We start from the raw sequence: 11,407 nt of genomic DNA on the forward strand, positions 1-11,407 counted from the left end.
CGCGCGCATTTCGACAAAAGAAAAAGCCGCTGGCGAACCAGCGGCTTTTCCAGAACAGCGTGAAGAAAGAAGTTATTACTTCTTGGCTTCTTCAGCAGCGTCCTTGGCCTTCTCAGCGGTGCCTTCAGCAGCCTTGGCAGCGTCAGCAGCGGCGCCGGCAGCGGCGTCGGTGGCAGCAGCGCCAGCCTGGGCAGCAGCGTCAACCGAAGCGTCAGCAGCGGTGGCGGCGGTGTCAGCGGCCTGCTGGGCAGCGTCGGCGGTCTGGGCGCCAGCAGCGGCGGCCTGGTCGGCAGCAGCCTGGGCTTCGGTGGCGGCTTCGTTGGCCGAAGCAGCGGCGTCCTGGGCAGCTTCCTGCTTCGAGCAGGCGGCCAGGGCCAGAGCCAGGGACATCGCGACCAGCAGCTTGTTGATGCTCATTGTGTGAATCCTCGTCGTTAGAATTAGGCAACGCGCATGCTGCGCGCCGACAACATGATGACAAGCCAAGATTGGGTGTCAAGCGATCCCGCATTCATTTTTGCGAAATCATCGTTAAATCCATTTAAATCAATTCGATGGCGATAGCCGTTGCTTCGCCACCGCCGATGCACAGGGTGGCAATGCCGCGCTTGCCACCGTGCGTGCGCAGGGCGTTGACCAAGGTCACCACCAGGCGTGCACCGGAGGCGCCGATCGGATGGCCCAGTGCGCAGGCACCGCCATTCACGTTGAGCTTGTCATGCGGGATGCCCAGTTCGCGCATCGGCGCCATCGCCACCACGGCAAAGGCTTCGTTGATTTCAAACAGATCGACCTGGTCCAGCGACCAGCCGGTCTTGTCCAGCAGCTTGTGCAGCGCGCCGATCGGGGCGGTGGTGAACCACTCCGGTTCCTGCGAGTGGGTGGCGTGGCCGACGATGCGGGCCAGCGGGGTGATGCCACGCGCGGCTGCGTCTTCCTCGGTCAGCAGGACCACAGCGGCGGCGCCGTCGGAGATGCTGGAGGAACTGGCGGCGGTGACGCTGCCGTCCTTCTTGAAAGCCGGACGCAGGGTCGGGATCTTGGCGATGTCCGAGCGGCCGGGCTGCTCGTCGGTGGTGACCTCGACCTCGCCCTTGCGGGTGGCGACCTTCACCGCGACGATTTCATCGGCGAACGCACCGTTGGCCTGGGCCGCCTGCGCGCGCTTGACCGATTCGATGGCGTAGGCGTCCTGCTCTTCGCGGCTGAACTGGTACTTGTCCACGGCGCATTCGGCGAATTCACCCATCGCCTTGCCGTCGTATGCGTTGACCAGGCCATCGTGGGCCATGTGATCGACCGCCTGGAAGTTGCCGAAGCGGTTGCCGGTGCGCGAGTTGGGCAGCATGTGCGGCGCGTTGGACATCGATTCCATGCCGCCGGCGACCACGATGCTGGCCGAACCGGCCTTGATCAGGTCATGGCCGAGCATGATGGTCTTCATGCCCGAGCCGCACACCTTGTTCAGCGTGGTGGCACCGGTTGACAGCGGGATGCCGGCAGCGATCGCCGCCTGGCGGGCCGGCGCCTGGCCCAGATTGGCCGGCAGCACGCAGCCCATGAGGACTTCGGAAACGTCGCTGGCCGGGATGCCCGACTGTTCCAGGGCGGCGGCGATGGCGGCCGCGCCGAGGGTCGGGGTCGGCACGCCGTTGAACTGGCCGAGGAAGGAGCCGATGGCGGTGCGCTTGGCGGCGGCGATGACGATGTTGGACATGGCAATCTCGTTGATGCGTAAGCAATGTTCGGAAAGGAGACCGTGGGCCGTTGGAAGCGCCCCGGTTTCCCGGCAGACTGCGTGGGGGTCGGCCCAAGTATAGAGGGTCGGGGAGGGCCGCCGTTGGACGGCGCCGCATGCCTGCCGGCACAAGGGCGGGCCAACGTTCATGGGAAGGAATCGATGAAACGCACGACGACGGTGAGATCTGCCCTGGCAACCGCGCTGGCACTGGCGCTGACGGCCTGTGGTGGAGGTGGCGGGGGCGGCAACGTGCGCATCGATACACCGCCACCACCGCCGCCACCGACTACCCCGCCACCGACGACGCCGCCCCCGGTCAAACCACAGGAGCCGGCTTTCGACGCGCATTTGTCAGTCACCAATGCGCGCGCCGCACAGGCTGCCGGCCTGACCGGTCAGAACGTGCGCATCGGCATCGTCGATTCCGGCGTGCAGCGCAATGCGGTGGCATTGAATGGCCGGGTGCTGGCCAACCTCAACTACATCGATCCGGCCAGAAACAATCTGGGTGTCGATGATGTGGTCGGCCACGGCACCGCCGTGGCCAGCCTCGCCGCCGGCGCGGCAACGGGCTCCTGGCCGGGCGGCATCGCGCCAAAGGCGCAGATCGTGTCGGCACGGATCATTGCCGACAAACCGCCGACCGACGACGGCAGCGGACGTGGCAATGCATTCAGCGGACCGCTGGGTGTGGCCCAGGTCCACCAGGACCTGATCAGCTACAACGTGAAGGTGATGAACAATTCGTGGGGCGGCCTGTACTGGACCGACCTGCCGACCACCGCGCAGGTGGCCGCCGAATATCGTCCCTTCGTGATCAACCACGGCGGGCTGGTGGTGTTTGCCGCGGGCAATGATGGCCGCAGCGAACCGAGCAGCCTGGCCGCGCTGCCCAGCCAGCAGGGCGTGGCCGGCACGCTGCCGGCCGCCGATCTGGAGCGCGGCTGGCTGGTGGCCACCGCCGTGGATCCGTATGCGCCCGGTACGCTGGCCAGCTATGCCAATGCCTGCGGCCAGGCAGCCCGGTACTGCCTTGCGGCGCCAGGCAGCGCGGTCTATCCCGATGCCAATGGTGGCAGCTACTACTGGAACTACGGCACGTCATTTGCGGCGCCCTTGATTTCCGGCGCGGCGGCGCTGGTCTGGGAGCGCTTCCCGTACTTCAGCAACGATCTGGTGCGGCAGACCCTGCTGGGCACCGCCAAGGACATCGGCGCGCCGGGCGTGGATCCGGTGTTCGGCTACGGCCTGCTCGACATCGGCCGTGCGATCAACGGTCCGGGCCGTTTCGACTGGGGGGATGTGGTCGCCAACGTGGATCTTGCTTCGACCGGCTCGGCGTGGCGCAACGATATCGTCGGCAGCGGCGGCCTGGTCAAGCAGGGCGGGGGCACCCTGGTGCTGGCCGGCAACAACAGTTACACCGGCGCCACCCGCATCGAGCGCGGCATCCTGTCGCTGCAGAACGGTGGTGTGGTCCGTTCCAATGTGACCATTCTCGGCCAGTCCGATCCGGATTCGACCGGCCTGCAGTTCAATGGCGGCACGCCCCGCGTGATCGGCAATGTGGTCAACGGCAGCAGCGTGTTCCTCACCACCGGCAACACCACCGGCACGATCGAGGGCAACTACACCCAGCAGGCCGGTGCACAGTTGATGATCGCACTGGGCGCCAATGCGCTGCAGGTCACCGGCAATGCCGCGATCGACGGTGGCGTGCGCGTGCATGGCTTCGTTTCCGGCTACGTGCCGCAGAACGGCAGCCGCCAGGACCTGATCCACGCGGCAGGCGGACTCAGTGGCACCTTCAGTACGCCGGCTACCTCCAGTGGCCTGCAGGGGCTGTCGTTGCTGCAGAGCAGTTACGGCTACGACAGCAACAACGCCTGGTTGAACCTGACCCAGGTCAGCGTCACCGCAGCGGCCAGCGGCCTGGGGGCGTCCGCCCAGGCGGCAGCACAGCGCCTGGAAGGTGCATTCGCAGCACTCGACAAAAACGCAGGGCTGCAGGGATCGGCCTTTGGTGCAGCGGCCGGCGCCCTGCAGTGGACCGGCGGTGGCCCGCAGGGCCTGGCCGCCAGCCTGCAGAGCCTGTCCGGTCAAGCGCACGCCCGTGCCGAAGCGGCGACCTTCGACAGCATCGACATGTCGCGGCGTGCGATCGCCGAGCGCTTCGATCGTGTACAGGCCGCACCGCGCCTGCGCGGTAGCTGGCAGAGCGCGCTGGGTGAGGCGGGGCAGGGCAGCTTCGCCGGCAACGCCGCCGACAGCCGGGGCTGGATGGCCGGCCAGGATCTGCCACTGGGCAGCAACGGCCTGATGGGCGTGGCGTTTGGCGAGACCCGAAGTAATGGTGGCAGCAGTTTCGGCGGCGATCGTGGGCGTGATCGCCAGGCGCAGGCGCAGCTGTACGCGGGCTGGAATCTGGGGCGTGGCTACGCGCTGGCCCAGGTCGGCAGCGGCCAGTTCACCCGCGCGCTGGATCGTCAGCTGCTGCTCGGTGCGGGCGCCTATGGCGTCTCTGCGCGGTATGGCGGCCGTTTCAGCAGTGCCAGCGTGGAGGGCGGGTACCGGCTGGGGCGTGCAGGCGCATCGTTGACGCCCTACGTCGGCGCCAGCACCACGCGCGTGGATACCGACGCCTTCAATGAGCTCGGCGGCTTCGGTTTCGGCCTGCGGGGTGATGCCAATCGCGTGCAGCGCAGCCAGATGCTGGCCGGTATCCGCGGCGAGCGTGCCTGGGGGCGTTGGACGCTGCGTGGGCATGCCGAATGGCAGCAACGGATTGATGGTGCGGATGCGGACTGGCAGGCCAGTTTCGTCGGCGTCGATGCCTGGGCACCGCTGGCGGGCTGGAACGCGTCGCGCGGCAGTGCGCTGATCGGCGTGGCGCTGGAATCGTGGTGGGGCCGCAATGGCCGCCTGAGCCTGGGCTTCGACCAGCGCGTCGGTGGCGAAGGTGCGCGGCAGGCAGCCTTGCGCTACAGCACCGGCTTCTGAAGGACAGGTCGCGCCGGGTCATGCCCGGCGCGACGTCGGCTGGCTCAGCCGCCGCGCAGGTCGCCCAGGCGCGGGGTGCTGCGGCCCAGCGGCATCTTCAGCTTGCCGATCGACAGGATGCGGCTCTCGGCGATGCGGTCGGCGGCACGCTGCGGCGCGATGTTCTCGCGCTGCGACAGTTCGAAGATGCGGGTGAGGTTGTGGTAGATGCTGCGGATCAGGCGCATCGCGCGTTCGCGGTTGTAACCGTCGATCTCCAGCGACACGTTCATCACGCCGCCGGCATTGACCGCATAGTCCGGTGCATACAGGATGCCGCGCGCATGCAGCTCGTCGCCGATCTCCAGGCTCGACAGTTGGTTGTTGGCGGTGCCGCAGATGATCTTCGCCTTGATCCGCGGCAGGGTGTCGGCGTTGATCGCGCCTTCCAGCGCGCACGGTGCGAACACGTCGGCGTTCACTTCATGGATCTCATCCGGCTTGACTGCTTCGGCACCGAAATCGCTGACCGCGCGATCAACCAGCGCGCTGTCCAGGTCGGTGACGTAGAGCTTGGCGCCGCGGTCGCGCAGCAGCTTCACCAGTTCCATGCCGATGTGGCCCAGGCCCTGCACAGCGATGCTGGTCTTGCCCACTTCCTCATGGCCGAACTTGAAGCGCATCGACGCCATCAGTGCCTGCAGCGCACCGTAGGCGGTGAACGGAGCGGGATCGCCGGAGCCACCATGGACCTGGTGCACGCCGGTCACGAACTGGCTTTCCAGGTAGATGTTCTCCATGTCGTTGACGTCGGTGCCGACGTCCTCGGCAGTGATGTAGCGCCCGCCCAGGGAATCGACATAACGGCCGAAGGCACGGAACAGCACCTCGGTCTTGTCCACTTTGGGGTCGCCGATGATCACCGCCTTGCCGCCACCTACGTTGAGGCCGGCCAGTGCATTCTTGTAGGTCATCGTCCGGCTTAGCCGTAGCGCATCGGCCAGCGCCTCGTCGGTGCTGGCGTAGGGGCGCATGCGCACGCCGCCCAAGGCCGGGCCGAGGGTGGTGTTGTGGATGGCGATGATCGCCTTCAGGCCGGCGTCGTGGTTGTGGCAGAACACCACCTGTTCGTGGCCGGTGGTGGCGAGGGTTTCGAATAGCATGGCGTCTCCGATGGCGCGATCAGCGGCGAACTGCAGCGAACGGCCAGTGAACGGTAGGGTCCCAAAACAAAAAAAGCGACGTCGTCGGTGCAGGGGGACGGGTCGCGCGGCGCCATTCTAGTCCATTCCCCCGGTCGGTGCCGTCGACATCGGCGGCCTTCCGGTTAAAGAAGATGAAAGTGCGGCCGATGCTGCGACGACGGCGGGTGGCCGGATTCGCGTGAAGAGGCAGGGCGGTCAGTGACGGCAAGGGCACCACAACGACAGGGCGGGCGGCGATGACGCCGGCCTGGTGGCGATCGCTGCGCGGCTGGCTGGCGCGCTCGACCGGGGCCGCGCCGTCCCGGTTGGCGGCGGTGTCGCGACAGGCGGTGGCGGCGGCTGCGGCCAGCCTGCAGGGTGAGGCGCTGCCTTCGGCCGAGATCGCTGCACATCTGCAGCGCGGCCTGCATGCGCTGGCCCTGTACCCGCGCCTGGCCGGTGGATCCACGCCGGTGCAGGCCGCGGGACTGGGCGAGGCGGTGGCGCGCGCGCTGCAGGACCGGGACTGGGCGGCCCGTCAGTTGCCGCGCCGCCCGCAGCTGCTGCCGCAGCTGATCCAGACGGTCAACGACGAAGCGGCATCGGCGCGGGTGATGGCGGCGATCATCGGCCAGGACCCGGTGCTGACCGGCAACCTGCTGCGCATCGCCAACAGCCCGGCCTACAAGGTGCACGAGCGCCCAGTGGAAAGCCTGCAGCGGGCGGTGACACTGGTCGGAACCGAAGGCGTGCGACAGATCATCAGCGCGGTGCTGGTACAGCCGGTGATGCAGGTGCAGTGCGAGGTGTTTCCGCAGTTCAGCACGATCATCTGGGAGCACGCGCTGCTGGCTTCGCGCGCAGCCGCTGACCACGCGCGCACGGTCACCTTCGGCGATGCCTTCGCCGCCCAGTGGCTGGGCCTGGTACAGGGGCTGGGGGCCGCACTGGTGATGCGCCAGCTGCTGCAGGAAGCGCAGGCACGCGATGAGACGGTGGAGCCGGCGCTGGCGCTGCAGCTGCTCCAGCAGTGGTCGCTGCCGTTGGCGCAACGCGTGGCTGCGGCCTGGGAGCTGCCCGAGCCGGTGCACCAGGCACTGGCGCCCGAGGCGGATGGCCCGCTGGCTGACAGCCTGCGCCTGGCCAGTGCGGCCGCAGCGGCCAGCCTGCTGTGCCGGCATGGACATGCCAGCCAGAGCCGCATGCTGGCCCTGCTCGAACAGTTGCCTTCGGCGCCGCCGCATGCCCTGCGCTGGATCTGGCGGCGCCTGCACGGGCGCAGTGTGGAAACACGCGATGACGCTGGACAGGAAGAAGCGGATCCTGCGCCCTGAGTGCTACAGCTGCGATTCCACCGGCAGCCAGCTGATCACCCGCGCGGTCCAGCGCTTGCCCAGGCTGGCCCCGGGTTCGGCCTCCACCCAGTGCGGCGGGGGCTGCCGCTCCAGCCAGCGCAGGTCATCATCGCGACCCAGCGCCAGCCACCAGCTGTGCTCCGGGCCGGCAAGGCGCAGGTACTCGTCGCGCAATTGCGCACCCAGCACCGGGTCGTCGAACAGCACGCCCATTTCGGTATTGAGGTAGGCCGAACGCGGGTCGAGGTTGAACGAACCGACGAAACCGCGACGGTCATCGACCACGAATGCCTTGGTGTGCAGGCTGGCCCCGCTGCTGCCGAACAGGCTGGCATCCAGCTGGCCGTGTGCCTTCAGTTCGTACAGCTGCACGCCGGCCTTCAGCAGCGGCACGCGGTAGCCCATGTAGCCGCCGTGTACCGCCGCCACGTCGTTGGCGGCGAGCGAATTGGTGACCACGCCGACCTGCGCGCCGCGCGCGGCCAGCGTCGACAGCGCCTCGACCCCATCGTTGCCGGGCACGAAGTAGGGAGAGATCAGCAGCGCACTGTGCCGCGTGCTGCGCAACTCGTCGCTGAGACGGCTGACCAACCAGCCGCGGCGATCGTCATCGCGGTGCTTCATCGGCGGATCGGAAGCGATGCGCACGTTGGCGCTCCAGTGCAGCGGTTCCGGGCTGGGCCGCTGCCGTGCGCGTGATTCGGCCACGCGCTGCAGGTAGGGCTGTGCCTTGGCATGCATGGCATCCAGGTCCGACTGCCGCACCAGCTGCTGCAACTGCGCAGCGGTGTACGAGGCCAGTGCGGAAATCGGGATCGCCGTGCTGCTGTTCCAGTAGTCGTCGAAGATCTGGTTGGCCTGCTGCACGGCGGGGCCGGCCACTACCAGATCCAGGTCCTGGAAGTTCACATCGTCGCGTGCGCTGAAGTATTCCTCGCCGATGTTGCGGCCACCGACGATCGCGATGCGGCCGTCTGCGATCCAGCTCTTGTTGTGCATGCGGTGGTTCACGCTGAAAGCGCGCTGCACCAGTTCCAGCGTGCGCGCGATGCCGCTGCGGTTGCGGAACGGGTTGTAGAGGCGGATTTCAATGTTCGGGTGCCGGTCCAGCGCCATCATCAGCGCGTCCTTGTCCTTGGCGTTCATGTCGTCAAGCAGGATGCGCACGCGCACACCGCGCTCGGCGGCGTCGTACAGCGCCTTGGCCATCAGGTGGCCGATCAGGTCGTCGTGCCAGATGTAGTACTGCAGGTCCAGGCTGCGGCCTGCGTGCGTGGTGATCATCGCGCGTGCGGCGAAGGCATCCATGCCATCACTGAGGAACGCCACGCCGGACTGTCCGGGGTGTGCGTCCTGCAGCGGCACGATTTCCTGGTCGATGCGGGTCTGCGCCGGCTGCAGTGGCAGCACATGCGAGGGTGCGCCCTGCGCCCGTGGCGTGAGATGGTCGGCCAGCAGCAGCCCGGACAGGACCAGCAGCAACAGCGCGGCGAGGATGATTGCAGCGACGCGCAGCAGGCGTCGCCACAGGGGCTTGGGCAGGCTCATGGCCCGATGGTAGAGCCACGCCATGCGTGGATGAAAGCCAACAGATTCATGGCAGTAGATCCACGCCATGCGTGGATGCCTTCTTCAGGCAACGTCACGCCATGCGCGGATGACAGGAACTTCGCGGTCAGAACCGTTCGTCGCTGCCCAGGTAACGCCACTGCCCCGCAGGCAGCGGTCCCAGTGCCACGCGGCCAATACGCAGCCGACGCACGGCCGTCACCTGCAGGCCGGCAGCGGTGACCGCCACGCGCAGGCCCTTGGCCGTCAGGCCCTTGCCCGCGAAGCGCAGGCGCTGCTCGCTCTGCCAGCTGACCTTGGCGCCGCCCGATTCCTGCTGCAGCCGGGCCATCAGCCACGGGCCGCGCTCGGGCCCGCCTTCGGCCACTTCGATCAGGTATTCCTGTTCGGTGCGGCCCAGATTGCGCTGCAGATGGGCCAGCGTGGCCGGATCCTGGCTGACCACCACCAGGCCGCTGTCGCTGGCCGGAAGCGAGGCGGCCAGCTGCAGGCCGTGGAAGTGTCGCTGCAGCGGACGGATGTCGCTGGCATCAAGCTCGCTGCGGCTGTCACTGCTGACCAGCGCACACAGGGTCTCAGCAGCAACGCCGGCCGGCTTGTGCAGCAGCATGCTGACCCGCTCGGCCTTTTCATCGCTGGCCTGCTCTGCCACGACGATCACCGCGCTGTCATCGACCGGACGCTGCGGCTGTTCCACCACCTCGCCATTGACCGTGACCCAGCCGCCTTCGATGTAGCGTCGCGCTTCGCCGCGCGGGATGCCGAGCAGGGCGGACAGGCGTTTGTCGAGACGGATCGGTTCCATGGCAGGCAGGTCGGGCAGTGGGCGCGCAGTGTAGCTGCTGCGGCCGGTCAGCGCTGGCCGCGGTTGGCCAGCTCGGTCAGGTACAGGCGGGTATCGAATTCCAGCTGCAGGTAATCCGGCTCCATGTGCTGGCACAGCTGATAGAAGGCCTTGTTGTGGTCGGCTTCCTTCAGGTGGGCCAGCTCATGCACCACGATCATGCGCAGGAACGCGGCCGGTGCCTGGCGGAACACGGTGGCGATGCGGATCTCACGGCTGGCCTTGAGGCGGCCGCCATGCACGCGGGAGATGGCGGTATGGGTGCCCAGCGCGTGCTTGATCACTTCCAGCGTGTTGTCGTAGCAGACCTTGTTGAGCGGCACCGACTTGCGCAGGTAGCGGTCCTTCAGGTCCTGGGTGTAGTCGTACAGCTGGCGGTCGCTGCGCACTTCGTGCGGGTCGGGGTAGCGCTGCTGCAGCCATGGGCCGAGCTTGCCCTGTGCCAGCAGGTCGCTGACCTGGGCGACCAGGGGTTCGGGATAGCCGTTGAGGTACTTCAGGACTGCCATGCAGGGGCGGCGGGGCGTCGGTAGAATGGAGCATCCAAGATTACACGCGGTACGCATCGACCATGGCAAAGCCCAACGCGCTGCAGGAACAATTGCTCAAGGCCGGCCTGGCCAAGAAGTCGCAGGCCAGCGCCGCCGCGAGCGCGCAGGCCAAGGCCCGGCAGGGCAAGGCCGAATCGACCTCGGCCGACGTCCAGCGCGAGGCTGAACGGGCCCGCGCCGAGAAGGTCGAGCGCGACCGCGCACTGGCCGCCGAGCGCAATGCCCAGGCCCGTCAGGCTGAACAGAAGGCGCAGGCGAAGCAGATCATCACGGCCCATGCCGTGCCCCACAAGGGCGACGACGAGTACCGCTTCAGCGATGGCGCGGCGATCCGCACTCTGCTGATCGACCCCAAGCTGCGCAAGGCGCTGTCGGTCGGCGTGCTGGTCATTGTCGCCAATGGCGAGGGCTACGCCCTGCTGCCACGTGCTGCTGCCGAGAAGGTGCGTGAGCGCGCCCCGGAGGCGATCATTGTCGACCATGGCCAGCCGGGCTCGACCGCCGAGATCTCCACCGGCAACGCCGAGGACGACGCCTACTACGCGCAGTTCCAGGTGCCGGACGACCTGGTCTGGTAAACAAGAAGGGGACGGAGGGAATTAAGTCGCAATCGGCTTGATCGAACCCATCCGCGCTCTGTTCGTCTTCCTGAAGAGCAGCCGAGCGTGGCTCGGCTCTACATTAAGGCGTGCCTTTTTGCCGGGGTGTATCGTCTCCATATCAGGCGACACACCTGTGGAGGATGGCCATGGCTACCGGTTGGGCGGGAGACGGCGCGGTCCAGGACCAGATCGACGCCACCGTCGACGATGCGATCGCCCGCGCGCGGCGCCAGCTGCGCGAGGGCCCGGGTCTGGAGCACTGTGAGGAATGCGACGCGCCGATCCCGTTGGCGCGGCGCCAGGCCGTGCCCGGTGTCCGGCTGTGCGTGGCGTGCCAGCAGGCGCGTGACGACGAAGAACAGGCGCATGCCGGCTACAACCGGCGTGGCAGCAAGGACAGCCAGTTGAGGTAAAGGTTGTTCGGCAGGGCTGCGCCCTGCACCCGCCGAAGCCTTCAAGCCAAGGCAGCAGCAACAGCAAAAGCTGGCATTCCGTGGGGTGGCGGGGCGGTGTCGGAGTGCGGGGACGCCGCAAGTACGTCCTTGTAGGCTTGGCAGCCGCATCCATGCGGCTGACACCCCG

The 11,407-nt window shown here is 67.5% G+C and carries 10 protein-coding genes; 4 read left to right on the top strand and 6 right to left on the bottom strand.

Annotated elements, in window-relative coordinates:
* Positions 1 to 75 precede the first annotated feature (75 nt).
* Entirely contained in the window at positions 76 to 417 is a 342-nt protein-coding gene (locus G5A07_RS19250; RefSeq protein ID WP_004153024.1) for a hypothetical protein, read from the bottom strand.
* A gap of 124 nt (positions 418 to 541) precedes the next feature.
* Positions 542 to 1,717, bottom strand: coding sequence for a thiolase family protein (locus G5A07_RS19255; RefSeq protein WP_191863842.1), 1,176 nt, complete (start codon positions 1,715 to 1,717; stop codon positions 542 to 544).
* A gap of 183 nt (positions 1,718 to 1,900) precedes the next feature.
* Between G5A07_RS19255 and G5A07_RS19260 the strand changes: the two genes are divergently transcribed.
* Positions 1,901 to 4,741, top strand: a complete 2,841-nt coding sequence (locus G5A07_RS19260) for an autotransporter serine protease (protein WP_143994333.1) — start codon at positions 1,901 to 1,903, stop codon at positions 4,739 to 4,741.
* A gap of 44 nt (positions 4,742 to 4,785) precedes the next feature.
* Here G5A07_RS19260 and G5A07_RS19265 read toward each other — a convergent pair whose 3' ends face one another.
* Positions 4,786 to 5,883, bottom strand: a complete 1,098-nt coding sequence (locus tag G5A07_RS19265; RefSeq protein WP_053443359.1) for a Glu/Leu/Phe/Val dehydrogenase dimerization domain-containing protein — start codon at positions 5,881 to 5,883, stop codon at positions 4,786 to 4,788.
* A gap of 278 nt (positions 5,884 to 6,161) precedes the next feature.
* Here G5A07_RS19265 and G5A07_RS19270 point away from each other — a divergent pair, with 278 nt between their 5' ends.
* Entirely contained in the window at positions 6,162 to 7,238 is a 1,077-nt protein-coding gene (locus G5A07_RS19270) for an HDOD domain-containing protein (RefSeq protein ID WP_191863843.1), read from the top strand.
* A gap of 3 nt (positions 7,239 to 7,241) precedes the next feature.
* On the opposite strand, the gene G5A07_RS19275 is transcribed toward G5A07_RS19270, so the two are convergent.
* From G5A07_RS19275 to G5A07_RS19285, 3 genes are all read right to left on the bottom strand, one after another.
* The gene (locus G5A07_RS19275) at positions 7,242 to 8,831 is read right to left on the bottom strand and encodes a phospholipase D family protein (protein WP_191863844.1); all 1,590 of its coding nucleotides are present in this window, start codon (positions 8,829 to 8,831) and stop codon (positions 7,242 to 7,244) included.
* Positions 8,832 to 8,934: 103 nt separating this feature from the next.
* Positions 8,935 to 9,633, bottom strand: coding sequence for an RNA pseudouridine synthase (locus tag G5A07_RS19280; RefSeq protein ID WP_191863845.1), 699 nt, complete (start codon positions 9,631 to 9,633; stop codon positions 8,935 to 8,937).
* 47 nt (positions 9,634 to 9,680) lie between these two features.
* On the bottom strand, positions 9,681 to 10,181 hold the full coding sequence (locus tag G5A07_RS19285; protein WP_019338832.1) for a M48 family metallopeptidase: 501 nt from the start codon (positions 10,179 to 10,181) through the stop codon (positions 9,681 to 9,683).
* Positions 10,182 to 10,243: 62 nt separating this feature from the next.
* On the opposite strand from G5A07_RS19285, the gene G5A07_RS19290 reads away from it, so the two are divergent.
* The gene (locus G5A07_RS19290) at positions 10,244 to 10,801 is read left to right on the top strand and encodes a DUF2058 domain-containing protein (protein WP_019338831.1); all 558 of its coding nucleotides are present in this window, start codon (positions 10,244 to 10,246) and stop codon (positions 10,799 to 10,801) included.
* 170 nt (positions 10,802 to 10,971) lie between these two features.
* Positions 10,972 to 11,238 (top strand): DksA/TraR family C4-type zinc finger protein, encoded by a 267-nt coding sequence (locus tag G5A07_RS19295; RefSeq protein ID WP_019662141.1) that lies wholly within the window; start codon positions 10,972 to 10,974, stop codon positions 11,236 to 11,238.
* The last annotated feature ends 169 nt before the right edge of the window (positions 11,239 to 11,407 follow it).

Origin of the sequence: Stenotrophomonas sp. AS012628, assembly GCF_010608305.1 — a bacterium.
In the GTDB taxonomy this organism is placed as follows: domain Bacteria; phylum Pseudomonadota; class Gammaproteobacteria; order Xanthomonadales; family Xanthomonadaceae; genus Stenotrophomonas; species Stenotrophomonas geniculata.